This window comes from Pseudomonas sp. UBA6562, from assembly GCF_002434265.1.
Lineage (GTDB): Bacteria > Pseudomonadota > Gammaproteobacteria > Pseudomonadales > Pseudomonadaceae > Aquipseudomonas.
Genome location: NZ_DJJS01000003.1, coordinates 97123 through 122979, shown reverse-complemented (window position 1 = coordinate 122979; position 25857 = coordinate 97123). Strand labels below are relative to the sequence as shown.

Sequence of the window (25857 nt, the reverse complement as noted above, 5' to 3'; positions counted from 1 at the left end):
CCCAGCACCGCAAAGCGGGTGCCGGGGCGTCGGACGGTTCAGTCGAGCAGCGAAATGGCGGTGGGGGCGTCGTTGCCGATCAGCGCGAGGTCTTCGAATTCGTTGACCGCGTCGATCTCGGTGCCCATGGAGATGTTGGTCACCCGTTCCAGGATGATCTCGACCACCACCGGTACGCGCAGCGCTTGTGCCATGTCCTGCGCCTTGACCAGCGCCGCGCCGATCTCGGCCGGCTCGAACACGCGCAGGGCCTTGCAGCCCAGGCCCTCGACCACCGCCACATGGTCCACACCATAGCTGCTGGCGTCGCTGGCGTTGATGTTTTCGAAGGCCAACTGCACGCAGTAGTCCATCTCGAAGCCGCGCTGGGCCTGGCGGATCAGCCCCAGGTAGGCGTTGTTCACCAGCACGTGCACATAGGGCAGGTTGAACTGCGCGCCCACCGCCAGCTCTTCGATCATGAACTGGAAGTCGTAATCGCCCGACAGCGCCACCACTTTGCGCGACGGGTCGGCCTTGACCACGCCGAGGGCGGCGGGAATGGTCCAGCCCAAGGGGCCGGCCTGGCCGCAGTTGATCCAGTGGCGCGGCTTGTACACATGCAGGAACTGCGCGCCGGCGATCTGCGACAGGCCAATGGTGCTGACGTAGCAGGTGTCCTTGCCGAACACCTTGTTCATTTCCTGGTACACGCGCTGCGGTTTGACCGGCACGTTGTCGAAATGGGTCTTGCGCTGCAACTTGGCCTTGCGTTGCTGGCAGTCGGCGAGCCACTGGCTGCGGTCTTTGAGCTTGCCGGCGGCTTTCCATTCGCGGGCCACTTCGATGAAGCGGTCCAGGGCGCTGCCGGCGTCGGACACGATGCCCAGGTCCGGGGTGAACACGCGGCCGATCTGGGTCGGTTCGATGTCGACATGGATGAAGCGCCGGCCTTGGGTGTACACGTCCACGGAGCCGGTGTGGCGGTTGGCCCAGCGGTTGCCGATGCCCAGCACCAGGTCGGATTCGAGCAGGGTGGCGTTGCCGTAGCGGTGCGAGGTTTGCAGGCCGACCATGCCGACCATCAGCGGGTGGTCGTCGGGCAGGGTGCCCCAGCCCATCAGGGTCGGGATCACCGGCACGCCCACTAGCTCGGCGAAGGCCACCAGCTTGTCGCTGGCATCGGCATTGATGATGCCGCCACCGGCCACCAGCAGCGGGCGTTCGGCGTCGTTTAGCAGGGCCAGGGCCTTTTCCACCTGCACGCGCGAGGCGGCAGGCTTGTGCACCGGCAGCGGCTCGTAGGCGTCGATGTCGAACTCGATTTCGGCCATCTGCACGTCGAAGGGCAGGTCGATCAGCACCGGGCCCGGGCGGCCGCTGCGCATTTCGTAGAAGGCTTTCTGGAAAGCGTAGGGCACTTGGCCGGGTTCGAGCACAGTGGTGGCCCATTTGGTCACCGGCTTGACGATGCTGGTGATGTCGACGGCCTGGAAGTCTTCCTTGTGCAGGCGCGCACGTGGCGCTTGGCCGGTGATGCAGAGGATGGGGATGGAGTCGGCCGAGGCGCTGTAGAGGCCGGTGACCATATCGGTGCCGGCCGGACCCGAGGTGCCGATGCACACGCCGATGTTGCCGGGGTTGGCGCGGGTGTAGCCCTCGGCCATGTGCGAGGCACCTTCGACATGGCGCGCGAGGATGTGATCGATGCCGCCGGCTTTCTTCAACGCCGAATACAACGGGTTGATGGCCGCGCCTGGAATGCCGAAGGCCGTCTCGACGCCTTCGCGGCGCATGACCAGCACGGCCGCATCGATTGCTCTCATTTTGCTCATGGGTTGTGCCTCATCGATTTTGTAATTGTATACAACTTTTTCTGCGATGAAGTGTATTCATGCTTTCTTATGGTGGTCAACACCTTTCGGTGAAAGCCAAATGATCGGGATTCGTGCTGAATGGAAGGTATTTAGAGGTTTTTTGAGACGATCGTTTGAAAATATTGTATACAATTTTCAGTACTGTTGTGTTCTAGTGGCGGCTTCGGTTTTCAATCGCCTTCAGGCGCCCACAACAATAAGAGGACCTTCCCATGAACCCCCTGACGCTCAAATCCGCCGTCGGTCTGGTGACCGCCGCCCTGGCCGTCGGCCGCACCATCGAGGCCGCGCCGCTGACCGTGGCCGTGCTCGATGCCGGCGGCCATCTGCTGACCCTGCAACGCGAAGACGGCGCCAGTCTGATGCGTCCCGACATCGCCATCGGCAAGGCCTGGGGGGCGATCGCGTTGGGCAAGGGCTCGCGCCTGCTGGCGCTGGACGCGCAGCAACGCCCGGCCTTCTTCGCCGCCCTCAATGGCCTGGGCGAACGGCCCGTGGTGCCGGTGCCGGGCGGCGTGCTGATCCGCGACGCGGACGGCAAGGTGCTCGGTGCGGTAGGCATCAGCGGCGACACCTCCGACATCGACGAGCAGTGCGCCATCAGTGCGATAGAGGCGGTGGGGTTGAAGGCGGATGCGGGGGTGGGGGTGTAGGAGCGGCCGGTTCGGCGCTCCGATTAGCCGCGATGGCCGGCACCGCCGGCCCAGTCCAAGCACGGCGTATGGCGTGTCGAAAGCGCTGTGGCGCTTGGGCCGGCTGCGCCGGCCATCGCGGCAGAAGCCGCTCCCACAGGGAGGCAGCGGTAAGTCGTGCCCTCAGCCGGCGTCCGGTTCGCACCCCTTGAGCACCAGGCGAATGATGGTCTGCGCCGCCGCTTCGTAATCGCTGTCGGCCAACTTCGCTTTGCCCGTCACCGCCGAGATCTGCCAGTCGAAATCCGCGTAGGTCTGCGTCGCCGCCCAGATGCTGAACATCAGATGGTGCGCATCGATCGGCGCGATCTGTCCGCGCTCGATCCATTGTTCGATGCAGGCGATGTTGTGCCGCGCCTGCGCGTTCAACTGCTCGGCCTGGGCCGCCGACAGGTGCGGCGCGCCGTGCATGATCTCGCTGGCGAACACTTTCGACGCATGCGGCAGGTCGCGGGAAATGCGGATCTTGGAACGGATGTAGGCGCTGAGCACCTGCTGGGGGTCGCCGTCGGCGTTGAACGGCGTGGAGGCCTGCATAATTGGCGCGATGATGCTTTCCAGCACCTCGCGGTAGAGGTTGTCCTTGGACTTGAAGTAGTAATAGACGTTGGGTTTGGGCAGCCCGGCCTTGGCGGCGATGTCGCTGGTCTTGGTGGCCGCGAAGCCCTTGTCGGCGAACTCCTCGCTGGCCGCACGCAGGATCAGTGCCTTGTTGCGCTCACGAATGGTGCTCATGGTCCGGACACTTCCTCTATCGGCCTACCTCGGCAAGCGGGGGCGGCATGGTAGCACCGTGCCGGAAGCGCGCTCAAGGCGGTGCCCGGCAGCCCGGCCATTACCTTGGCATGGGCGTTTGCGACCTCAATGGCGATACCCCCCAGTCCGTTCAGCGTCTCGCTGCGGGAGCTTGCAATGGCGATAGCGCTATTCGCCAGCTCATTCAGCAGCTCGAACCGGCGGCTTGCTGGTGCGAGCACAGGCCTTGCAGCCCGGTCGATGCTCAGCGCGTTGATGGGCAGGCGCGGAGCCGCTGACGCATCGGTCTATCGTTGCCTGCCACCGCGTGGCCGGCGCAAGCGCGGCAGCTACGGCGCAGAACTCCTAGGTGCCCGCTCGGTCTGTATCCCATTCCCTCGCCGCCAGGCACCGGCTCGCGCTGGGCCTGGCCGGCCACGGGGTTTGCGGGCACCGCATCAATCGACTCAGGACGCACACACATGGCTGGCAGCAGTTTCTTCGCATTGTTGGACGATATCGCCGCACTGCTCGATGACATTTCCCTGATGAGCAAGGTGGCGGCGAAAAAGACCGCGAGCGTGCTCAGCGACGACCTGGCGGTGAATGCCGAGCAGGTCACCGGCATGCGCGCCGACCGCGAGCTGCCCGTGGTCTGGGCGGTGTTCAAGGGCTCGTTGCTGAACAAGGCGATCCTGGTGCCGTGCGCGCTGCTGCTCAACGCCTTCGCACCCTGGTCGGTCAAATGGCTGCTGATGGCTGGCGGCATCTACCTCTGCTACGAAGGCTTCGAGGCGATCAAGGAAAAGCTCCAGCGCGGTGGTGAGGAAGCCGAGGCGCGCGAAGCCAAGGCCGTGCCGAAAACTCCGGAGGCGCTGGCGGCCTACGAGAAACGCAAGGTCAAGGGCGCCATCCGCACCGACTTCATCCTCAGCGCGGAAATCACCGTCATCACCTTGAACGTGGTGGCGGCCGCGCCTTTGATGCAGCAGATCGTGACCCTCATCGTCATCTCCATCGCCATGACGGCCGGCGTCTACGGCGCGGTCGCCGGCATCGTCAGAATGGACGACGTGGGCTTCAAGCTGCAAAAGGCCAAGAACACACTGCTGAAAAAGATCGGCGGCGCGCTGGTGGCCTCGGCACCGGTGCTGATGAAGGCGCTGTCGTGGATCGGCACGGTGGCGATGTTCCTGGTCGGCGGCACCTTCGTGGCCGAAGGCATCCAGCCGATCGAACACTTCCTGGAAACGCTGGTGGGCGATCTGGGCGGCTGGGCGGTGGTGGCCAAGATGTTCGCCTATGGCGTGATCGGTGCCATCGCCGGGATGATCGCCGCCGTGGGGGTGGGTGCTGTCAGCAAGGTCGTGGGCACGGCCCGCAAGGAAGAACCGGCCAAGTGAGGCTCGAGCCGTCCGGACAGGTCGGAAAAGGCTCGGCCAGCTCACGCGCGGCCCGTGCAAGGTCGACCGGGCGGAGCAACCCAGCCTGGCCGAGCCCGACGCAGCCCGGCTGCGCTTGACCCGGCCCCGCCAAACCGCGGGGAGGCCTCGTCCAAACGCCCTATGACCGCACCATCGATGGCGCGCTTGCCCGCCTGGCGAATCCCGAGCAAGCGCGCCTGCCCTCAGAAGTGCACTTTCACCAACAAGCTGGCGGTGTTCTGGTCGGTGGTGAAGCCGTCCGAATCCTTGATGCCGTACTTGTTCTTCCAGTAGTCGTACTCCACACCCACGTACAGCTGCTTCTCGCCGAGCTTGAGCGCTTTGCCCAGGTCGTACTTGATCTGCGGGTTGAAGTGCAGGTTGGCGTGGTAGGTGCCGCGGCGGTTCTCGTCGTTGTCCACCACCCAGTCCATGTAGCCGTCGATCAGCAGATTGGACGAGCCCAGCGGCAGGGTGTAGGCCCACACCGGGGTGATCTGCCAGACGTCGTCGCCCGGCCGGCTGCCGTCGGTGGTGCGCTTGTAGAAGTTCACCTGGAAGTAGTCGAAGCCCGGCACTGCCAGGTCGAAGCCCGGGCCGATCAGGTACGACTCGCTGTCGCCCTCGCCGAACTCGTAGGTCATGGCCAGCAGCACGTCTTTAATCGGGCCGAACGACAGGTCCTGGTCGAAGATCTTGCCGAACGACAGGCGCGGGGTGAATTCGCCGTAGTAGGTATTGGGCCCGACGTTGGCGTCCTTCTTGCCCTGGTAGAAAATGCGGTCGATGAAGAAGAAGTTGTCGCCGTATTTCCAGCCGTCGGCGTGCTCGAAGGTGAAGGTCTGCTGGGTGTCGGGGTTGACCTTGAAGTTCTTGCCCCACAGGTAGGTGAGGCTGTTGCTCTGCCACTGCAGCAGGTCACCGGCGACGCTGGCGCCGCAGGTCAGCAAGCCGCCGGCAAGGATCAGGCTGTTGAGGGTACGCATGGTGGATGTCGCTCCTGTTGGGTCGGGTGGCGGCGCTCGACTGGCACCGTTTCTTGTCTTTTAGGTCAACTCGCAGCCCCGGGCCGCACTTCATCGCACACGGCGCGGCATCGGGTCGGGATGCCGCGTCGCCCGCTGCTCGGTGCCGTTGGGGCACGGATGAAGAGGGGCTCAAGGTGCGCTCGCAGGCTACGCTCCGTCGTGCCGCTACGCCTGGCAACCGGTGAGCGAGGCAGACGGAATCCGTACCGTCCTGTTCGAGGGGCGCGCAGATTACTGGCTTGCGCGTGGACCCTCAAGCGCGCCGTCCTGGCACGCGAAAGCGCACGACTGATCGTTCGGTCAGGTTGTCGCCGCCGGCATGGCACCTGGCCGGCCGCGCCTGGCCGGCGGCAATCCTGGCTTCAGGGGTGGTGGCAGGCCTGGCGCTGCGCATCGCGGCCCGCCCCGCCGAGGATGTTGAACAGCACGTTCAACACCAGCGCGCTGAGCGTGGCCATGGCGATGCCGCTGTGGGTGATGGGCGCCATCCAGGCCGGCAGCTGCGCGAAGAAGTCGGGGCGCACCACCGGAATCAGCCCGAAACCGATGCTCACCGCCACCAGCAACTGGTTGCGCCGATCGGCGATGTCGGCCTCTTGCAGGATTTTGATGCCGGTGGCGGTGACCATGCCGAACATGGCAATCGAAGCGCCGCCCAGCACCGCCGGCGGAATCGAGGCGATCAGGTAGGCGGCCTTGGGCAGCAGGCTGAGGCCGATCAACAGCGCCCCGGCCGTTACCGTCACATAACGGCAGCGCACGCCGGTCATCTGCACCAGGCCGATGTTCTGCGCGAACGAGGAGTGGGTGAAGGTGTTGAACAGCCCGGCCACCAACGAGGCGCCGGCATCGCACAGCAGGCCGCGGCGCAGCATGCCGGGCGTGACTTCGCGGTCGGTGACCTGGCCCAGCGCCAGGAACATGCCGGTGGACTCGACGAAGATGATCACCACCACCAGGCACATCGACAGCACCGGTGCGAGGCTGAAGGTCGGCATACCGAAGTGCAGCGGCGTCACCACCTGCAACCACGGCGCCTGCGCCAGCCCGGACAGGTCGACCATGCCCAGGCTGCCGGCCAGCACGTAACCCAGGCCCATGCCCAGCAGCACCGAGACGTTGACCCAGAAGCCCCGCATGAAACGGTGGATCAGCAGGATGATCGCCAGCACCAGGCCGGCCACCATCAGGTACAGCGGCGAGCCGAAGGTCTCGGCCTGCTGGCCGCCACCGGCCCAGTTCACCGCCACCGGGAACAGCGACAGGCCGATGGAGGTGATCACCGTGCCGGTGACCAGCGGCGGGAAGAAGCGCACCACCTTGGACATGAAGGGTGCGATCAGCAGGCCGAAGGCGCCGGCGGCGATCGTCGCGCCGAAGATGCCCTGCAAGCCGACGCCGGGCATGCCGGCCATGGCCACCATGCTGCCGACCGCGGCGAAGCTGGCGCCCATCATCACCGGCATGCGGATGCCGACCGGGCCGATGCCCAACGACTGCACGATCGTGGCGACACCGGCGACCAGCAGGTCGGCGTTGATCAGGAAGGCGACGTCTTCACGGGACAGCCCCGCCGCCTGACCGACGATCAGCGGCACGGCGATCGCGCCGCCGTACATCAGCAGCACATGTTGCAGACCGACCAGGAACAGCTGGAAGGCGGGCAGGGGTTGGCGGGGCGGCGCCGGGGGGACGGCGGCCTTGCGGAACGTGGACATGCAGCACCTCGAGTCTTGTTTTTATTCTCGGATCCAAGCGGCGGGCGGCGGGCGGCCAGCTTCGTCGGAAGGCTGGACGCGCGCGCCCGAAGCTCGATGCTTGCTTGTTGCAGGCGGCTGGCAAACAGAGGCGACGCGCGTGGGCCGCAACCTCCAGGGAGTGCTTGGAGGCTGCGGCCCCAGCGTGGGGCGCGGTGCTTGCGTATCGCTCAGGGCTTACGGCTTACGTGCGACGGGTGCGCTTCACTCGACCGGCGCGCCTTTGGCGATCCAGTCGCCGACCAACTTGCGTTCCTCGACGGTCATCTGCGTGATGTTGCCCAAGGGCATGATCTGGCTGGCCACGGCCTGGGCCTGGATGCGCGCGGCCTGGGCATGCATCTGCTGCGGCGTGTCGAACAGCACGCCACCGGGGGCGGTGCTGAACAGCGGGCTGGTGGGGGTGGCCGAGTGGCACACGGTGCAGCGCTGATGGATCACCTCGTGCACCTGGGCGACGCTGCCGCTGCTGGTGCCGGGCGCCGTTTCGGCCGGTGCCTGGGCAGGCGCGGCCGCAGCTTGCTTGGCCTGCTCGGCCTCGTCGGCGCGGCGCTCGGCGGCCGTCTTGCCGCCGACGGCGGTGGCCGGCAGCGGCTGGTACTTCACGGCCGCCTGTTCAGGGCTGGTCGGCGCCGGCTTGGGCGCGGTGACGTAGGCCAGGCAGATCATCGCCAGGGCGCCGGCGGGCAAGGTCCAGGCGTACTTGTGGCTGTCGTGGCGGGTGTTGAAGTAATGGCGGATCAACACGGCGGCCACGGCGATGCCGGCCAGGATCAGCCAGTTGTACTGGCTGCCGTAGGTGCTCGGGAAGTGGTTGCTGATCATGATGAACAGCACCGGCAAGGTGAAGTAGTTGTTGTGCCGCGAGCGCAGCAGGCCCTTGGCCGGCAGCAGCGGGTCGGGCGCGCGGTTCTGCTCGATGGCGGCGACCAGTTGGCGCTGGGCCGGCATGATGATGCGGAACACATTGCCGACCATGATGGTGCCCATGATCGCGCCGGTGTGCAGGTACGCGCCGCGGCCGCTGAACACCAGGCTGAAGCCCCAGCAGGCTGCGATGATCAGCACGAACAGCACGCCGCCCAGCAGCATCGGGCGCTTGCCCAGGGGCGAATCGCAGAGCAGGTCGTAGACGAACCAGCCGGCGACCAGCGAGCCCACGCCGATGGCCACGCCTTCGGGGCCCGACAGCGTGCTGCCGGGAGCCAGCAGGTACAGCGTCGGGTTCCAGTAGAACACCACGCAGAGCAGGGCGATGCCCGACATCCAGGTGAAATAGGCCTCCCATTTGAACCAGTGCAGGTTGTCCGGCATCTTCGGCGGGGCCAGCTTGTATTTCTCCAAGTGGTAGATGCCGCCCCCATGGATCGCCCACAGGTCGCCCGACAGCCCCTCGCGGGGCGTACGCCGATCCAGGTTGTTTTCCAGCCAGACGAAATAGAACGACGCGCCGATCCAGGCGACACCCGTGATCATGTGAACCCAACGCACGCTCAGGTTCAGCCACTCGTGAAGGTGTGCTTCCACAGTAAGTACCTCATGCCGGTCACCAGGACGATGACCGACCCTTTCTTATTGGTTGGGACTGAGGACCATCAATTGCTCCTCGGTGAAGTAATGCTCATCGCAGTTGTGGCCTACACCACTGCGATCAACCACCAGGAAGTCATCCCGCTTTTCGATCGTCAGCACCGGATGGTGCCAGACGCCGCGATGGTAATTGATGCCCTGCCTGCCGTTGGTGCGGAAGGCGCGGACCAGACCCGATACAGGTTCATCGCCAATGGGCGCGACCACGATCAGAAAGGGGTTGCCGAGCAGCGGAATGAAAGCCTGGCTGCCCCGCGGATGGCGTTCGAGCATGCGGATGGTCAGCGGCATTTCCAGCGCCTCGGCGCTGAAGATGCTGATGATCGCCTTGTCGCCCAGCTCGGCGGTGTCGACGGTCGCGAGCTGGTGATAGCGCCTGGTCGAGCCGTTGTTGATCATGAAGTGGTCGCGGCCATCGGTTTCGATCACGTCACCGAACGGGGCGAAGGCTTCTTGGGTCAGGGGCTCGATCGTCAGGGTGCGCATGCTTTTTGTTCTCTGTCTTGTGATTGTCGTAAGGGTAAGGCATTGGCCTGCGGCGGGGCGGACGCTTCACGCACCGGGCCGCAGGGTGTTTCACGGTATCGAACTTCAGGCTTACAGCTGCGACAGGCGCAGCAGGGCGATGCGGTTGATCTGTACCAGGGCTTGCTGGAACTCGGTGTCAGGATCGTTGTGCAGGCGCGTTTCGAAGGCGGCGAGGATCTGGTGCCGGTCGCTGCCGCGCACGGCCATGATGAACGGAAACTGGAAGCGTGCCTTGTAGGCGTCGTTGAGCGCGGTGAAGCGTGCGAACTCTTCGGGCGTGCATTGGTGGATGCCGGCGCCGGCCTGCTCGGCGGTGCTGGAGGCGGTCAGCTCGCCTTGCACCGCCGCCTTGCCGGCGAGGTCCGGGTGGGCGTTGATCAGCGCCAGCTGTTCGGCGCGGCTGGCGCCGAGCAGCACGTCGCTCATGCGCTTGTGCAGCGTCTCGACGTCGTCGAGCTCGCTCACGTGGCCGTGGTCGAAGGCACGCTGCGCGACCCACGGGGAATGCTCGTAGATATCGGCGAAGGTGGCGATGAACGCCTCGCGGTCCAGGGACGACGGAGTGAGGGTCTTGAAGGCGGTCATCAGGCGTTCTCTTCGTTCACGAACGGGTGGGTGGCGTGCCAGTGGCGGGCGATGTCGACCCGGCGGGCGAACCACACCTGCTCATGGCCCTTGGCGTACTCGACGAAACGTTTGAGTGCGGCGATACGCGCCGGGCGGCCGACCAGGCGGCAGTGCAGGCCGATGGAGAGCATTTTCGGCGCCTCGGCGCCTTCGGCGTAGAGCACGTCGAACGCATCCTTGAGGTATTGGTAGAACTGCTCGCCACAGTTGAAGCCCTGCACCTGGGTGAAGCGCATGTCGTTGGTGTCCAGGGTGTAGGGGATCACCAGGTGCGGCTTGTCGGTGGGGTTGTTGCGTTCCCAGTAGGGCAGGTCGTCGTCGTAGGTGTCGCTGTCGTAGAGGAAGCCGCCTTCCTCCATCACCAGGCGCCGGGTGTTGGGGCTGGTGCGGCCGGTGTACCAGCCCAGCGGACGTTCGCCGCTCAGTTCGGTGAGGATGCGGATGGCTTCGAGCATGTGCTCGCGCTCCTGGGCCTCGTCCATGTTCTGGTAGTCGATCCAGCGGTAGCCGTGGCTGCAGATTTCGTGGCCGGCTTGCACCATGGCACGGATCACGTCGGGGTGGCGCTGCGCCGCCATGGCCACGGCGAAGACGGTCAGCGGCACGCCGGTGTCCTCGAACAGTTTGAGCAGGCGCCATACGCCGGCGCGGCTGCCGTATTCGTAGAGCGATTCCATGCTCTGGTTGCGCTGGCCCTGGAGCGGCTGGGCGGCGACCATTTCCGAGAGGAAGGCTTCGGACTCCTTGTCACCGTGCAGGATGTTGCGCTCGCCGCCTTCCTCGTAGTTGAGGACGAACGACAGCGCGATGCGGGCGTTGCCCGGCCAGTGCGGGTGGGGAGGGTTGTTGCCGTAGCCGATCAGGTCGCGGGGGTAGTCAGCGCTCACTGCAGTCTTCCTTCTTGTTCGTTCAGTGCACGAGATGGGCGAACCCGCGTCGGGATGTCGCACCACCGGATGAGCTGATTGTATACAAGTTTTGAAATCCTTTGTAATCCCGTTTTTTCCCGGCATCGACCTGACGGAGGCGTTGGGACAGGCGGCCTAAAGTTGCCTGATTGGTCAGGTATTGTCTAGGGTCATAGCGCATTTATTGTGCTCGTCGGAATATCTTGTGCAGCGATGGGTGTCAGGAATTCAACAAAAAATTGTGTACAATCTTCCGGCCGGCTGCCTTAATAAGCGCCACCGACAGCGTCGCGTACCGTTCACGCCCACGCTGCCCTGATCCTTCCCAAACCATTCGACAAGAGGCGCTGAGCCGATGGGACGCTTGACCACACACGTACTGGACGCTGCGCACGGTTGCCCGGGCAGCGCCATCACCCTGGAGCTGTACCGCGTCGAAGGCCAGCGCCTGGAACTGGTGCGCAGTGCCGTGACCAACAGCGACGGCCGCGTCGACGCCCCTCTGCTCGAAGGCGACGACTACCGCACCGGCGTCTACCAGTTGCAGTTCGCCGCCGGCGCCTACTACCGTGCCCGCGGCACGCCGCTGCCCGAACAGGCTTTCCTCGACGTGGTGGTGCTGCGCTTCGGCATCGATGCCGCGCAGGACCACTACCATGTGCCGCTGCTGATTTCGCCCTACAGCTACTCGACCTATCGCGGCAGCTAGGCTCTGCACGAAAAGCCTTGATACTTGGTCATGCTGCGTTGAAAACAGACTCAGAATGCTCACGTACTACAGTACGCTCCGCTTCCTCGCCTGTTTTCGCCTTGCCTGCCCGGCGTCTCAAGACTTTTCATACAGACCCTAGCACCGGCGCCGTCGTTCTTCGTAGGTACTTGCCCGCGCACACTGCGGGCTTTTTTATGCCTGCCGTACGGGCCGCCGACCAGGCGCTTCCGAGGAGGCACACAAGCGCCACGGCACAGGCCATAATTCCCCCTTAATCCAGCCCCTGTGCAATGCCACCCCTTTTACCGGAATACCCACCATGCACGTACTGCTCTGCGAGGACGACGACCTGATCGCCAGCGGCATCTGCGCCGGCCTCACCGCGCAGGGTCTGACCGTCGACCGTGTCGCCACCGCCGCCGCTGCGCAGCACATGCTGCACACCGCCCGGTTCGACGTGATGATCCTCGACCTGGGCCTGCCCGACGAAGACGGCCTCGCCCTGCTACGGCGCCTGCGCCAGCAGGGCGAGGCCCTGCCGGTGCTGGTGCTGACCGCCCGCGACGCCGTCACCGACCGCGTCGATGGCCTGCACGCCGGCGCCGACGACTACCTGCTCAAACCCTTCGACCTGCGCGAGCTGGCTGCGCGCCTGCACACCTTGCTGCGCCGCGCCGCCGGCCGTGCGGTGAACGTCATCGAACACGGCGCGCTGCGCTACGACCCGAGCAGTTGCGAGGCCTTCCTGCACGGCGCGCCGGTCGATCTGTCGCGCCGCGAGCAGGCCCTGCTGCAAGCACTGCTGCACAACCCCGGGCGGGTATTGTCGAGCGAACACCTCAAGGATTGCGTCTACGGTTTCAACGACGAGGTCGAGAGCAACGCCCTGAACGTGCACATCCACCACCTGCGGCGCAAGCTCGGCAGCGGCATCGTCGAAACCGTGCGCGGGCTGGGTTACCGTCTGGGGCCGGCCGCATGAGCCTGCGTTTAAGGCTGTCCCTGGGGCTGGGCAGCGTCTTCGTGCTGATCTGGGCGCTGGCTGCGGCCTGGATGCTGTGCGACCTGCGCCAGCAGATGATGTTCTCCCTCGACCAGCGCCTGGTGGCCTCGGCGCGCATGGTCGCCGGGCTGATCGACCAGTTGCCGCAGCCGCTCGGCGTCAAGGGCGAGGCGGCGCACATCGCCGCCGACCAGCTCAGCGTGCCCGACGGCATGGCCTGCCAGGTCACCTCGCTGCGCGGCGAGATCCTGGCCAGCAACCACCAGCACGACACCAGCCTCGACGAGCGCGGCACCGGCTTCCACGACCAGACCATCGACGGCGCCGCCTGGCGCAGCTTCACCTACAGCCATGGCGACGTGCGCATCACCACCGCCGACCGTCACCAGGAGCGCGAGGCGCTGAACCGCTCGGTGCTGCTGGTCGCTTCGGCGCCCGTGCTGATGGCGCTGCTGGGCAGCCTGGGGCTGTTGTGGATCGGCCTGGGCAAGGGGCTGGCGCCGCTCAACCGCATGCGCGACGCCTTGCGCCAGCGCCGCGCCGACAGCGTCGAGCCGTTGCAGGTCGAGGGCTTGCCCAGCGAGCTGCAACCGCTGCTCGACACGCAGAACCAGCTGTTCCGCCGCATCGCCCAGACCCTGGAGCGCGAGCGGCGCCTGACCGACGATGCCGCCCATGAACTGCGCAGCCCGCTGACCGTGGTCAAGACCCACCTGCAAGTGGCGCGCATGACCGACGGCGCGGTGCGCGAACAGGCCCTGGAGCACGCCGAGCAAGGCGCCGACCGCCTGCACCGGACGCTGGAGCAACTGCTGATGTTGGCGCGCGTGGAGGGCAGCCTGTCGTTCGACGACGGCGTGCAGTGCAGCGCCGAGCAGGTGGCCCGTCAGGCCATGCATGACGTTGGCCCGGACCATCAGCAACGCATCCACCTGCGCCTGCCCGACGAGGCGGCGCGCACCTACCTGGGCCTGCCCGCGCCCCTGGCCGTTACCGCGCTGCGCAACCTGCTCGACAACGCGTTGCGCCATGGTGGCGCGCAGGCGCCGATCGAGCTGGACGTGCGCATGATCGACGACCAGGTCGGCTTCGTGGTCCGCGACCATGGCCCGGGCATCGCCGCCGCCGACCTGCAGCGCCTGACCGAACGCTTCTGGCGGCACAGCCACAGCAGCGGCTGCGGTCTGGGCCTGGCCATCGTCGAGGCGATCGTCCAGCGCTGCGCCGGGCGTTTGCGCTTCGACAGCCGCGAAGACGGTTTGCGCGTCTCGTTGCAGTTGCCCGCGCGCAGCCTCTGAGCGGGTGGCGGCTGCGAAAACCCCTCACAGGCGCTAAATCCACCCGGCGCCTAAGCGTTCTCCAAGCATTGCCCCGCACAGATCCGGTTACTGGGCTGGGCGGGAATCAAACGCACGCTTGTGAGGGCCTTGCCATGTCCACCGCTTCGAGCCTTGCCCACGTCCTGCCGGCCAGTGCGCCCCAGGCGTTGTACGAATTCACCGACTCGCCGCTGCTGCTGCGCCAGCAACAGCAGGAGTCCAACGCCCGCAGTTATCCGCGGCGCATTCCGCTGGCGCTCAAGCGTGCCCGGGGCATCCATGTCGAGGACGTCGAAGGCCGCCAGTTCATCGACTGCCTGGCCGGCGCCGGCACCTTGGCCTTGGGCCACAACCACCCGGTGGTGATCGAAGCGATCCAGCGGGTGCTGAGCGACGAGCTGCCGCTGCACACCCTCGACCTCACCACGCCGGTCAAGGACCGCTTCGTCCAGGACCTGTTCGCCCTGTTGCCCGAAGGCCTGCGCCGCGAAGCGAAGATCCAGTTCTGCGGCCCAACCGGCACCGACGCGGTCGAGGCCGCGCTGAAACTGGTGCGCATCGCCACCGGCCGTAGCACCGTGCTGGCCTTCCAGGGCGCCTACCACGGCATGTCGCAAGGCGCTTTGAGCCTGATGGGCAGCCTGGGTCCGAAAAAAGCGCTGGGCGCGCTGCTCAACAACAACGTGCAGTTCCTGCCATACCCCTACGACTACCGCTGCCCGTTCGGCTTGGGCGGCGAGGCCGGCGTGCGCGCCAACCTGCATTATCTGGAAACCCTGTTCAGCGACCCCGAGGCCGGCGTGCAACTGCCGGCGGCGGTGATCGTCGAGGTGGTGCAGGGCGAAGGCGGCATGATCCCGGCCGACGTCGAGTGGCTGCGGGGCCTGCGCCGCATCACCGCGCAGCATGGCGTGGCGCTGATCGTCGACGAGATCCAGAGCGGCTTCGCGCGCACCGGCAAGATGTTCGCCTTCGAACACGCCGGCATTGTGCCCGACGTGGTGACTCTGTCCAAAGCCATCGGCGGCAGCCTGCCGCTGGCGGTGGTGGTGTACCGCGACTGGCTCGACCAGTGGGGGCCGGGTGCCCATGCCGGTACCTTCCGTGGCAATCAGATGGCCATGGCGGCAGGGTCCGCGGTGATGAACTACCTGGTCGAGCACGATCTGGCCGCCCATGCCGAGGCCATGGGCCAGCGCCTCTGTGGCCACCTGCGCCAGTTGCAGCGTGACTGCCCGCAGTTGGGCGACATTCGCGGTCGCGGTCTGATGCTCGGTGTGGAACTGGTCGACCCGCGGGGCACGCCCGACGCCCAGGGCCATCCGCCGGTGTGCCGTCTGCTGGCGCCGAAGGTACAGCGCGAATGCTTGCGCCGCGGCCTGATCGTCGAGCTGGGTGGGCGCCATGGTGCGGTGGTGCGTTTCCTGCCGCCGCTGATCATCACCGCTGAGCAGGTCGACGAGGTGGCCGAGCGCTTCGCCCAGGCCGTGCACGCCGCGCTGGCGGGCTGAGGCCCTTGATGAGGTCGGCCGCCAGGTCGGCCTCATCGCGCTACAGGCTGGGTCCGCAGCCGATTGTGCTGGTGCGGCCCGTCAATCCAGTACTCGTCCTGCACGCCAATAGCCCATCAAACTCAGGCATCCACGGTCCAAACCCCGTTCCTTGATCAGAAAACGGCGAATGTCCATCACCGTCGCCGACTCCCCGGCCACCCAGGCATGGAAGGCGCCGTCGTTGGCGCTGGCCTGTTCCCAAAGCATCTCGCGATCGACATCGACGTCGTCCAGCTCGCCCTCGGCACTCCACTGCATTGCTGGCAGCCAGGCCCGCTCGCGTACCGCCTGGCGCATGGCCTGGCCCTGTGCGCAGCGCAGCGTATCGCGCGCTAGCCAATGCAAGCGTGCCCCGCTCGGCAGCCGCAGTGGCAGGCAATCTTCGGCCAACGGCACTTCGACGAACGCCTCGATCTGAGCCGTGCTGGTCTGGTCGGCCAGTTGTTCGAGAATGCCCGCGATGGCCGGCAGCGCGGTTTCGTCGCCTACCAGCAGGAGACGTCGCAGACCCTGGGGCGGCTTCCACTCATAACCGCCCGGATCGCCGACGAAAGCCAGGTTCGGCGCGATCATCTGCAGGCGGTTCCCCGGTCGTGCCTGGGTCGCCCAAGCCGAGGCCGGACCGTTGACGCCGTGCAGGACGAAATCCACCGACACTTCCAGGACTCTGCGATCCAACGAGCGGATGGTGTAGGTGCGCATCGGCGGTCGCTGCGCAGGGGGCAAGCGGCGCCGGGCTTCGCTCCAGTGCAGGCTCGGGTCCAGGGCCGGCAGCGAACCGTCGGCAGCCGGAAACAGCAGCTTGACCCGCTGATCGGGGGCGAGGGTGCTCATCTGCGCGACGTCGGCGCCGGTGAACACCAGGCGCAACAGGGAAGGGCTGAGGGCGATGCGGCGCTTGAGGGTCAGGTCGAAGGTGCGGTAGCCGCTGGGCGGCTGTACGGGTGTCGTGGACATGACAGAGCTCCTGTGTGGCGAGTAGGCGTGGGCATGGCCGGCCGGCATTGCGTTTCAGCCAAACGCACCACAGCCGCTCAGCCAGGCGACGCGAGACGCAGCGCGGCGTATGACCATCGCGCCGCGCACCGCATCTACAGCGTGTCCAGCCAATCGGCGAGGTGGCTGTAGACGCCGTCGATCTGCCCGGTGATGCCGGACATGCGCAGGAAATCGTGGGTCAGGCCGTGTTGGGTGAGAAGCGTCACCGGCGTGCCGCTGGCCCGAAGATGCTCGGCATAGGCCAAGCCTTCGTCGTACAGCGGGTCGTACTCGGCCAGGCTCAGGTAGGCCGGTGCCAGCGCGGGCAGGGCGTGGGCCAGCAGCGGCGAGGCGCGCCAGTCGCGGCGCTGCTCGGGGTGGGGGAAATAGTGCTGGTAGAACCATTCCAGGGTGTCGCTTTCCAGCAGGTAACCTTCACCGAAGCGCGCATGTGAAGGACGGGTTCGTGAGGCATCCGTCACCGGGTAGAACAGCAGTTGCGCCCGTGGCGCGAAGCCTGCCGCGAGCGCGCCTCGCGCCGCGCCGATGGCCAGCACCGTGGCCAGAGTGGCGCCGGCACTGTCGCCGGCCACGATCACGCGGTCGCCGTCCAGGCCCAACGTCGGCGCATGCCGGACCAGCCACGCGGCGCTGTCTTCGGCGTCCTGCGCGGCTATCGGGAACACATGCTCCGGCGCCAGACGGTAGGCGGGCGCCAGCACGGCGTGCCCGCACACGGCGGCCAGGCGTCGACAGATCGAGTCGTGCGAATCGAGGCTGCCCACCACATACCCGCCACCATGGAAATACAGCACGCACGGCAGCGCGTGCGGGCTGCCGGCAGGCCGATACAGGCGGGCTTCGAGGCGCGCGCCGTCGCGGGTGTCGATCCAGTGCTGACTGACCGCCACAGCGGCCGGTGGCGCAGGGTCGAGCACTTGCGAACTCGACTCGAAGGTCGCACGGGCCTCTGTCACGCCCAGCGCGTGCAGCGGCTTGTGCTTGCCGCTCAGGCGGCCCAGCTCGGCGAGTTCGAGAAAACCTTCCAGGTCGGGGTCCAGCGGCATTGCGGTGTCCTCTTTGTAATCGGATGGCCAATAGGGGGCCCGTGTGGCCCCGGCAGAAAAAACGTCGATCAGGCCAAGGCCGGCTCACGCAGCACTTGCCCGGCCTGCAGGCGCACCACATGGTCGGCGACGTCGAAGTAGCGGTCGTCGTGGGAAATCACGATCAGGGTCTTGCCCAGGCGTTTGAGCTCGGGCAACAGCTCGGTGTAGAAGATGCGGCGGAAAGCCGGGTCCTGGTCGGCGGCCCATTCGTCGAACACCAGCACCGGGCGCTGGTCCAGCCAGGCGTTGACCAGGGCCAGGCGCTTGCGCTGGCCGGTCGACAGGTCGGTGGTGGTGAAGGCGCCGTCGCGCACGCTGACCTTGTGCGCGATCTCCAGGCGCTCCAGGTAGCGCGTGGCATCCTGCGGCACGCGCTGGTCGGGCTGCATCAGGTCGTCGAACAGGAAGTAGTCGGCGAAGATGGTGGTGAACAACTGCCGGTAGTCGTCCAGCCCGGCCGCCTCGACCGGCACGCCGTTGACCAGCACCTGGCCCTTGCTTGGCACGTACAGGCCCAGCAGCAGCTTGATCAGCGAGGTCTTGCCCGAACCGTTGTCGCCGACGATGAAGACGATCTCGCCGGCCGCGATGTCCAGGTTCACCGGCCCCACGCGGAAGGCGGCGCTGCCTTCGACCGTCGGGTAGGCGTATTCCACGCCGCGCAGTTCCAGGCGTTCCAGGGTTACGGCCGGCGGGCGTACGTCATCGAGCAGCAGGTGCGGCTCGGGCGAGGAAAAGCGCTCCGACAGGTCGGCGATGCGGCGGAAGGCGATCTGCGCACGGCTGACGATGGGCAGGTTGCCGATCAGGTTTTCCAGCGGGCCCTTCATGTACAGCAGCACCAGCACGAAGCCGCTGATCACCGCTGGGTCGCTGCTCGGCCACAGCGACTGCATCGCCAGGGCCAGGCCGATGACCACGAAGAACAGCATCGAACCCAGGCTCTTGGCGATCACGAAGATGTTGATCGAGCGGATGTGCGTGTCACAGATGTGGTCGGCGGTGCCCTGGATGTTGCGGGTGAACATCGCATGGCGGCGCGGGCGGTGGATGCGCAGTTCCTTGGCGCCTTCGGCGATGGCCGAATAGTGTTTCTGCAAGTGGTCTTCGGCGTCGCGCGCTTCGTTGAAGCCGCGTTCGCCCTTGTTGCGGGCCATGAACTGGATGGCCGAGCCGATGCCGATGGCCACTACGGTCATGGCGAAGATCGGTAGCGACAACGTGGCCAGGTAGCCCAGGCAGCCCAGTACTACGGTGCACGACACCGCAAGTGGCGCGAAGGAAAAGGCGAAGTCGCTGATGGTGTCGACGTCGTGGGTCAGCACCGGGATCAGGCGGTGGGTGCGGTAGCGCTCGATCTGCTCGATGGGCGCGGCCAGGACCTTGGCCCCCAGGTCCTTGCGCAGGCGCGCGATGACCTTCTGCCCCACCAGGTTGGTGCCGATGTCGGCGGCGATGCCGCTGAGCAACGCCACCAGGCACAAACCGGCGAACGCCAGGATCACGCCGCCGCTCAGGCCGTCGGCGTTGTGCAGGCCGCGGTTGACCGTGGCCAGCAGCGCCGTGATGCTCACGCCGCCGAGGACGCCCAGCACGATGGAACCGGTCACGATCCAGCGGTAGGGCCGCAGCAGGGTCATCAGTTCTTGAAGGGCGCTGCGCGGTGGTGCGGACATGGAACTACCTCGGTCGCAAGCTGGCGATTGCCAGGGGCGGGTGGGGGCCGGGCGGCCTGGTAGTAGATGAACGTTTGATCCGCAGGTGGATTTAACGCACCGCGAGTGCAGCGCTGGCGGCCCCGCCCGGTGTTGCCTGCCGGTGCCGCCCGGCCCGAGCGACGACGCAATGGGCCCGCCGCCATGCCGGGGCAAGTCTCAGGCCAGCGCCCGCTCCAGCTCGACCATCAACCGGTCGATCTGCGCTTCGTCGTTGAGCAGCCCCGGCGAGGTGCGGATCACCGGCCCCACGTCGCGGCTCACCGCATCGATGTTGACCTTGCGTGCGATCAGCGCCGCTGCCACCTGGTCGCACCCGCGACCCTTGACCGTGAAGAAAGTGAAGCCCGACGACAGCGCCGGGCTGCGCGGCGTCACCAGGTGCACCCGCGCATCCGCCGCCAGACGCTCGCGCAGGTAGCCGTTGAGCTGGTGGATGCGCGCCTGCACGTCGGCCTTGCCCAGTTGCAGGTGCAGTTTGAAGGCTTCGTCCAGCGCCCAGCGGTGCTCGAACGCATGGTAGCCGCCAGGGGTCATGCGCGTGGCGAAGTTAGTGTCCTCGGAAAAGGTCGGGATCGAGGGCGTGAGGTGTTCCAGCACTTCGCTGCGGGCGCAGATGATGCCGGTGCCGCGCGGGCCGAACATCCATTTGTGGGTGCCGGCGATGAAGAAGTCGCAGTTCATCCGCGCGAAGCTCAGGTCTTCGACGCCGAAGCCATGTACGCCGTCGATCACATAGAGGATGCGCTGGTCCTCGGCGCGGCCACGGTTATGCCGCGCCACCAGCTCGCCAATCTCCACCACCGGCAGCTTCACGCCGCTGCTCGAATGCACCCAGGTCATGCCCAGCACGCGGGTGTTGGGGCGGATGGCGCGGTCGATGTTGGCGAGGATTTCTTCCTGGGTGACCTGCGCCGGGTCTTCGAACAGGCGGATCTTGCGTACCTGGGTGCCCTCGCGCTCGCTGCGGAAGGCCAGGCTGTAGTAGGTCGAATAGTGCTCGTGCGCGGTGGTGAGGATTTCCTGGTCAGGGCGCACGTGGATGCCGCCGTAGACCATCGCCAGGCCTTCGGTGGTGCTGCCGGTCAGAGCGATCTGCCCGGGCTTGGCGCCCAGGTAGCGTCCGGCCCACTCGCGCACCTGGGCTTCATGGCGCCAGGTTTCCTCGCGGTCCCAGTCCATGGCCAGGCTGGGGTTGCGGTCCAGCCAGGCGCGATGGCGCTCGATGGCTTCGCGTACAGGCTTGGGGTGGGCGGTGAGCAGGAAGTTGGCGAAGTGCAGGTAGTCCGGGTCGAGGCTGAACAGGCTTTGCAAGTGGCGCCACTTGTCAGGGTCGGGCGCCTGCTCCCCCGGCGTCTGCGGCGTCTGCGGCTGTGCGGCACAGGCCGCCAGGCCGCTGCCCAGAGGTAACGCCATGGCCAGCACGCTGGCGTGTTTGAGGAAAGTACGGCGGTCGGTCATGGCATCGGTCACGGCTGTGAGGGCGGAGTAGGTTGGGCGGCGCGCTGCACCTGCGCCCAGACGCGCAGGAAGTTGCCGCCCCAGAGCTTGGCGATGTCCGCTTCGGAGTAGCCGCGTTGGATCAGCTCGGCGGTGACGTTGCGCGATTCGCCGACATCGTTCCAACCTTCGATGCCGCCACCTTCATTGAAGTCCGAAGCGATGCCGACGTGGTCGATGCCGATCTTGCGCACGGCATAGTCGATGGCGTCGCCGAATTCCTTGAGCGTGGCCTTGGGTTCTTCGTCGAGAATGGCGTACAGCTGGCTGGCGTAGCTGCCGAACTGCTGCTCGCTCCAGGCGGCGATCACCGGGTCGCCCGGCATCAGCGCCATGGCCTGGTTGGGCAGCGGCGGCAGGCCGAACGTGTGCCGCAGGGCGTTGAGCTTGTCCTGGGTCTTGGCCGTCAAGGGTTTGAGGTAGGCGGAGAACGCCACGATCTGCACCACGCCGCCGCTGTCGCGGATCAGGCGCATTTCCTTGTCGCTGAGGTTGCGCGGAATGTCGACGAAGGCCCGCGGTACCGAGTGCGAGGCCACGATCGGCGCACGGCTGAGCGCCGCCACCTGCTCCAGGGCCGGGGTGGACATGTGCGACACGTCGATGATCACGCCCAGGTCGTTGAGCCGTCGCACGGCCTGCCTGCCCAGGTCCGACAGGCCGCCCAGCGCGTCGGGCGAGTCGTTGAGAAACGGCAGCGGGCGCGACGAATCCGACCAGTCGTTGTTGCCGATGTAGTTGAAGCCGAACATGCGCATGCCGCGTGCGGCCCAGGTGTCGAGCGAACCGAGGTCGTGGCCCAGCGGGTAGGCGTTGAGCATGCTGATGAAAATGGCGAACTTGCCCTCGCCGTGCAGGCGCCGCAGATCGTCGGGGGTGTAGGCGATGCCGACCTGGTTGGGGAAGTCGCGGATCATGCCGGTGATGGCCTTGTAACGTACTTCCTGCTGGTTGCGCGCTTCCTCCACGAAACCGGCGGTAGGGCGGTGCGGGGCGTTGGGGCCGTTCCAGATTTCCGGCCAGCCGAAGACCGTCAGCGCCGCGCCCGACAGTCGGCCCTTGGCCGCCTTGGCCAGGTCGAACTGGCCGAAACCGTCCCGGTCGGCCTCGTTGCCCTGCACGCCGAAACTCATCGGTAAGGTGATGTGGCTGTCGAACGAGACGATGCGCGCTTGCAGTTCGTTGGCTTGCTCGACCACCTGGTGCGGGTAGGCCGCTGCCGGGTCCAACCAACGCCAGGCGAAGTAGCCGCCCGCGCCGATCAGCGCGGCCAGGGGCAGGCCGAGGTAGAGGATCTTCTTCCAGCGTGGTCGTGTCATTGCTGTCTCGCTGCGGGTGGCGAATGCCGGGCTTGGGCTACCAGGGAGGGACGAAGCGTCGGCATGGAAAATTAGCCCGGCGGTGGGGCGCCCAACCGCTAAATTTGCCCGTGCCGCATACGTTCTTGCTGGGATGACGCACGCTCGAAGGCGCGAACGCAGGTGGCTGGATGACGATTTCTCGACGAGGGTTCATGGCTGTGGCCGCACTGGTAGGCGCTGCCGTGCCCGCCGGTTACTACGGCCATCGCGAACTGGCCCGCCCCGACGAGCCGCCGGAAACCCCGGGCGAGGCCACGGTAGACCTCACCGACGTCGCCGGGCAGCAGTTGGCCAACCGTCTGCGCGGCATCTGGCGCCTGCGCCTGTACGGCGCTGAAGCCGGTCTGCCGGGCCTGCCCGAGCAGGACCTGGAGCTGTTTCTCGACATCGCCGCCCGCGGACGTGGCGTGCGCGGTTGCCTGGACGGCGCTGAGCGCCTGCGCAGCGCCGCAAGCCCGCGCTACCAAGTGATCGGCGATCTGCGCCAGGACGACGGCGGCCGCCTGTACTGGCGCCTGGTGCCCGAAGGGCAGTCCGCGCCACGCTATGAGATGACCGTGCTGGTCGACGAGGTCTGGGCCGCCTTCGGCAATGCCGGCAGCGACACCTTCACCGGGCAGTTGATCGACCTGACCCGCCCCTTGGCCCTGCCCGAGCAGGACAACCGCTTCGTCGCCACCAAGCAGCGCCTCCCCGAAGCGCGCCAGCGCATCGCCCTGGCCGCGCCGCTGCTGGACTGGCTAACGGCCCCCGAACACCGTCTGTTCCACCAGCTGTGGCACGCCAGCCGCGACAAATGGCACAAACTGCCCGAGCAGCGCCGCGAAAGCCTGCGCGGCCTGGGCTGGCAGCCCGGCCCGCGCGAACGCGAACGCGACGCTCGCGGGCGGCACAAGGACCGCAACGGCTCGGGCGTAGACTTCTTCTTCATGCACCGCAACATGCTCGCCCACGCACGCGCCTTGCAGCCGCTGCCGTCGTGGACGCATTTTCCGCTGCCGCAACCGGCGCTGGAGCGTGATCGCCAGGGTTTCGCCGCCTACTTCGACAACCTCGACGGTTGTTCGGTACCGCCCACCTGGGTGGCCGAAGACGACGAGGAATTCAGCGAATGGGTCAGCGGCATCAAGCGCGAGGAGACCTTCCAGGCCAACTTCGCGCTGTGGGAGTCGCAGTACCGCGACCCACGCTACCTGGCCAAGCTGACCCTCGGCCAGTTCGGCTCGGAAATGGAGCTGGGCCTGCACGACTGGCTGCACATGCGCTGGGCGGCGGTGCCACGCGATCCGTCCAACGGCGTGCCGGTGCCCTACGGCCGCACCCAGGACGACTTCGCGCCGCGCTGGTTCGCCGCCGAAAACGACTTTCTCGGCGATCCGTTCTCTTCCCACGTCCACCCGGTGTTCTGGCGTTTCCACGGCTGGATCGACGACCGTATCGAAGACTGGTTCGCCGCCCACGAGCGCTTCCACCCAGGCGAGGTGCGCAGGCTCGAGGTCAACGGCGTGCCCTGGTTCGCGCCGGGGCGTTGGGTCGAAGTGGACGATCCCTGGCTCGGCCCCGACACCCACGGTTGCAGCAGCGTGCCCGGCGTACGGCCCGGCAAGTCGGTGGAGATGGACGTCGAGACCATGAAGCTGGCCTTGCGCATCATCTTCGCCGAAGAGGAGCAGCGCATCGACGGGCTGCTCGAACGCGTGCCGAAACGGCCGTGGTATGCGCGGCACCTGTCGGTGGCGGGGATGGATTTCTAGGTTTTTTCTGAAAGGCCCTGAGGCTCGCCCATGCCCAGGCGTACACCGGGGTGATTCGGATCGCCAGCTTGCGCCTGACGCCTGCACCGGTTTTCGCCTTGCCTGACCTCGTCCGCGCGCCTTTCAAAGGGCGCCTGGCACATCGGGCGCGCCGGCCTGGCCCTTCGTGCCTTCGCGTTGACCCACCTGCCAGCCACCGCCCAGCGCCTTGTACAACGCCACGCTACCTTGCAGACGCTCCAGGCGCAGGTGCGCCTGCTGTTCTTGGGCGGCGAACAGCGTGCGCTGGGTTTCCAGGACCACCAGCAGGGTTTCGGCGCCGGCGCGGTAGCGCTGTTGGGCGAGGTCGAAGGCCAATTCCGCCTGTTGCACTTCCTGGTCCTGCCACTGCTGCTGGCGCTCGATTCCGGCCACGGCGTTCAGAGCTTTTTCCACGTCGCCGAAGCCGGCCACGATCCGCGCCCGGTAGTCTTCCAGCAGTTCGGCCTGGCGCGCTTGGGCGACGTCGCGCCCGGCGCGCAGGCGGCCGTTGTCGAAGATTGGCGCCGCCAGCCCCGCCGTCAGGGTATAGAACGGGCTGCGCAAGAGGTCGGCGGCGGTGCGGGCGCCGCTGCCCAGGTCGATGCCCAACTGCAAGGCCGGCAGCATCGCCGCCCGCGCGACGCGCACATCGGCGTTGGCGGCGGCCAGGCGCGCTTCGGCGGCGGCGATGTCCGGGCGGCGCGTGAGCAGTTCGCTGGGCATGCCGCCTGCGAGCGGCGGCCAAGCCAGCGCCGTGATCCGCTCGTCACTAGTGGGCAGTGCCTGCACCGGCTCGCCGAGCAGGAGGGCCAGGGTCACGCGGTTGTCCTGGCGTTGCTGTTCGAGCAACTGCACCTGGCGCCGTTGCGCCGCCAGCAGGCCTGACTGCTGGGCCAGCTCCAACCGGCTGGCTGCGCCGGCCTGCTGGCGGCTCTGCACCACACGCAGCACGTCGCTGGCGTTGTCCAGGTTGAGGCGGGCGATGCGTAGTTGCTCGGCCAGGGTGAGGTCGCGCAGGTAAGCGTCGGCGACCGCGCCGATCAGGGTCAGCTCGACGGTCTGGCGGTCGAAGCGGCTGGCCTCCAAGGCACGCAGGGCGCTGTCGCGCTTGCCGCGCACGCCGCCCCAGAAGTCCACCTCGTAACGGGTGCTGAGCACCGCGTCGAAGCTGCTGCTGGTGCGGTAGTCCTCGCTGACGTCGAGGCCGTCGTAGCCCGCGCCGCGCAGCAGGTGCTGGCGATTGGCGTCCAGTGCCAGTTGCACCTCGGGCAGCAAGGGCGCGCCGGCGACCACGGCATTGGCCTGGGCCTGGCGCACCCGCGCGGTGGCGGCGGCCAGGTCATGGCTGTTGCGCCGGGCGCGTTCGACCAGGCTGTCCAGCGTGGGGCTGGCGAAGGCTTGCCACCATTGCCGGTCGGGCCAGGCCTGGCGCGCATCGGGCGACGCGCTTTGCCAGCGCGCCGGCGCCTCGATGCCAGCCTCGGGCGCAGAGGGCGTGGAGCAGGCGGCGAGGCACAGGCTCAAGGTCAACAGGCAGATACGGCTGGGCAGGGTCATAGGCTCTTCGCTGGACGAGGCTGTTGGCGGGTCGAAAGGGTGTAAGGGGCGAGGCTGAGTCATGGACCAGAACGGTGTGGCGCGTCGAGGCTGGGTCATGGGCCAAAACGGTGTGGCGCACCGGGACGCT

21 protein-coding genes are annotated in these 25857 nt (G+C 66.8%); 7 read left to right on the top strand and 14 right to left on the bottom strand.

Features of this window, described 5'->3' with window-relative positions; genetic code table 11:
* Positions 1-38 precede the first annotated feature (38 nt).
* Positions 39-1814 (bottom strand): glyoxylate carboligase, encoded by a 1776-nt coding sequence (gcl, locus tag B4M43_RS03265; RefSeq protein WP_296264149.1) that lies wholly within the window; start codon positions 1812-1814, stop codon positions 39-41.
* Positions 1815-2068: 254 nt separating this feature from the next.
* Between gcl and B4M43_RS03260 the strand changes: the two genes are divergently transcribed.
* Positions 2069-2509: a GlcG/HbpS family heme-binding protein gene (locus B4M43_RS03260; protein ID WP_296264147.1), complete on the top strand. Its 441-nt coding sequence runs from the start codon at positions 2069-2071 to the stop codon at positions 2507-2509.
* A gap of 162 nt (positions 2510-2671) precedes the next feature.
* On the opposite strand, the gene B4M43_RS03255 is transcribed toward B4M43_RS03260, so the two are convergent.
* The gene (locus tag B4M43_RS03255; RefSeq protein ID WP_296264145.1) at positions 2672-3283 is read right to left on the bottom strand and encodes a TetR/AcrR family transcriptional regulator; all 612 of its coding nucleotides are present in this window, start codon (positions 3281-3283) and stop codon (positions 2672-2674) included.
* A gap of 482 nt (positions 3284-3765) precedes the next feature.
* Here B4M43_RS03255 and B4M43_RS03250 point away from each other — a divergent pair, with 482 nt between their 5' ends.
* The gene (locus B4M43_RS03250; RefSeq protein WP_296264143.1) at positions 3766-4686 is read left to right on the top strand and encodes a DUF808 domain-containing protein; all 921 of its coding nucleotides are present in this window, start codon (positions 3766-3768) and stop codon (positions 4684-4686) included.
* A gap of 224 nt (positions 4687-4910) precedes the next feature.
* On the opposite strand, the gene B4M43_RS03245 is transcribed toward B4M43_RS03250, so the two are convergent.
* The 6 genes from B4M43_RS03245 to puuE form a co-directional block, all read right to left on the bottom strand.
* Positions 4911-5693, bottom strand: a complete 783-nt coding sequence (locus B4M43_RS03245; protein ID WP_296264141.1) for an outer membrane protein OmpK — start codon at positions 5691-5693, stop codon at positions 4911-4913.
* Between the two features lie 404 nt (positions 5694-6097).
* Positions 6098-7453 carry a nucleobase:cation symporter-2 family protein gene (locus B4M43_RS03240; RefSeq protein ID WP_296264140.1) on the bottom strand — a complete coding sequence of 452 codons (1356 nt, stop codon included), beginning with the start codon at positions 7451-7453 and terminating at the stop codon, positions 6098-6100.
* A gap of 243 nt (positions 7454-7696) precedes the next feature.
* Positions 7697-9019 carry a urate hydroxylase PuuD gene (locus B4M43_RS03235; RefSeq protein WP_296264138.1) on the bottom strand — a complete coding sequence of 441 codons (1323 nt, stop codon included), beginning with the start codon at positions 9017-9019 and terminating at the stop codon, positions 7697-7699.
* Between the two features lie 45 nt (positions 9020-9064).
* Positions 9065-9568 carry an ureidoglycolate lyase gene (locus tag B4M43_RS03230; RefSeq protein ID WP_296264137.1) on the bottom strand — a complete coding sequence of 168 codons (504 nt, stop codon included), beginning with the start codon at positions 9566-9568 and terminating at the stop codon, positions 9065-9067.
* Positions 9569-9679: 111 nt separating this feature from the next.
* Positions 9680-10195, bottom strand: coding sequence for a 2-oxo-4-hydroxy-4-carboxy-5-ureidoimidazoline decarboxylase (gene uraD, locus B4M43_RS03225; protein WP_296264134.1), 516 nt, complete (start codon positions 10193-10195; stop codon positions 9680-9682).
* Complete coding sequence (puuE, locus tag B4M43_RS03220; protein ID WP_296264132.1) at positions 10195-11124, bottom strand: allantoinase PuuE; 930 nt, start codon at positions 11122-11124, stop codon at positions 10195-10197. Before puuE ends, uraD begins: the two co-directional genes overlap by 1 nt.
* A gap of 376 nt (positions 11125-11500) precedes the next feature.
* On the opposite strand from puuE, the gene uraH reads away from it, so the two are divergent.
* The 4 genes from uraH to B4M43_RS03200 all read left to right on the top strand — a co-directional run bounded on the left by uraH (position 11501) and on the right by B4M43_RS03200 (position 15690).
* Positions 11501-11854 carry a hydroxyisourate hydrolase gene (uraH, locus tag B4M43_RS03215; protein WP_296264130.1) on the top strand — a complete coding sequence of 118 codons (354 nt, stop codon included), beginning with the start codon at positions 11501-11503 and terminating at the stop codon, positions 11852-11854.
* Positions 11855-12176: 322 nt separating this feature from the next.
* Positions 12177-12839 (top strand): response regulator, encoded by a 663-nt coding sequence (locus B4M43_RS03210; RefSeq protein WP_296264127.1) that lies wholly within the window; start codon positions 12177-12179, stop codon positions 12837-12839.
* Positions 12836-14158, top strand: a complete 1323-nt coding sequence (locus B4M43_RS03205; RefSeq protein ID WP_296264125.1) for an ATP-binding protein — start codon at positions 12836-12838, stop codon at positions 14156-14158. Before B4M43_RS03210 ends, B4M43_RS03205 begins: the two co-directional genes overlap by 4 nt.
* A 134-nt stretch (positions 14159-14292) precedes the next feature.
* Complete coding sequence (locus B4M43_RS03200; RefSeq protein ID WP_296264122.1) at positions 14293-15690, top strand: aspartate aminotransferase family protein; 1398 nt, start codon at positions 14293-14295, stop codon at positions 15688-15690.
* Between the two features lie 81 nt (positions 15691-15771).
* On the opposite strand, the gene B4M43_RS03195 is transcribed toward B4M43_RS03200, so the two are convergent.
* The 5 genes from B4M43_RS03195 to pvdM form a co-directional block, all read right to left on the bottom strand.
* The gene (locus tag B4M43_RS03195; RefSeq protein ID WP_296264120.1) at positions 15772-16689 is read right to left on the bottom strand and encodes a siderophore-interacting protein; all 918 of its coding nucleotides are present in this window, start codon (positions 16687-16689) and stop codon (positions 15772-15774) included.
* Between the two features lie 134 nt (positions 16690-16823).
* On the bottom strand, positions 16824-17777 hold the full coding sequence (locus tag B4M43_RS03190) for an alpha/beta hydrolase (RefSeq protein ID WP_296264118.1): 954 nt from the start codon (positions 17775-17777) through the stop codon (positions 16824-16826).
* Between the two features lie 68 nt (positions 17778-17845).
* The gene (locus tag B4M43_RS03185) at positions 17846-19495 is read right to left on the bottom strand and encodes a cyclic peptide export ABC transporter (RefSeq protein WP_296264116.1); all 1650 of its coding nucleotides are present in this window, start codon (positions 19493-19495) and stop codon (positions 17846-17848) included.
* A 198-nt stretch (positions 19496-19693) separates the two neighbouring features.
* The gene (locus B4M43_RS03180) at positions 19694-20995 is read right to left on the bottom strand and encodes an aminotransferase class V-fold PLP-dependent enzyme (protein ID WP_296264113.1); all 1302 of its coding nucleotides are present in this window, start codon (positions 20993-20995) and stop codon (positions 19694-19696) included.
* Positions 20996-21003: 8 nt separating this feature from the next.
* Positions 21004-22353: a pyoverdine-tailoring dipeptidase-like protein PvdM gene (gene pvdM / locus B4M43_RS03175; RefSeq protein ID WP_296264111.1), complete on the bottom strand. Its 1350-nt coding sequence runs from the start codon at positions 22351-22353 to the stop codon at positions 21004-21006.
* Between the two features lie 170 nt (positions 22354-22523).
* Between pvdM and B4M43_RS03170 the strand changes: the two genes are divergently transcribed.
* Complete coding sequence (locus B4M43_RS03170) at positions 22524-24149, top strand: PvdJ/PvdD/PvdP-like protein (protein ID WP_296264109.1); 1626 nt, start codon at positions 22524-22526, stop codon at positions 24147-24149.
* A 123-nt stretch (positions 24150-24272) separates the two neighbouring features.
* Here the strand turns inward: B4M43_RS03170 and B4M43_RS03165 are convergent, their stop codons facing one another.
* On the bottom strand, positions 24273-25727 hold the full coding sequence (locus tag B4M43_RS03165; RefSeq protein ID WP_296264107.1) for an efflux transporter outer membrane subunit: 1455 nt from the start codon (positions 25725-25727) through the stop codon (positions 24273-24275).
* Positions 25728-25857: the final 130 nt, after the last annotated feature.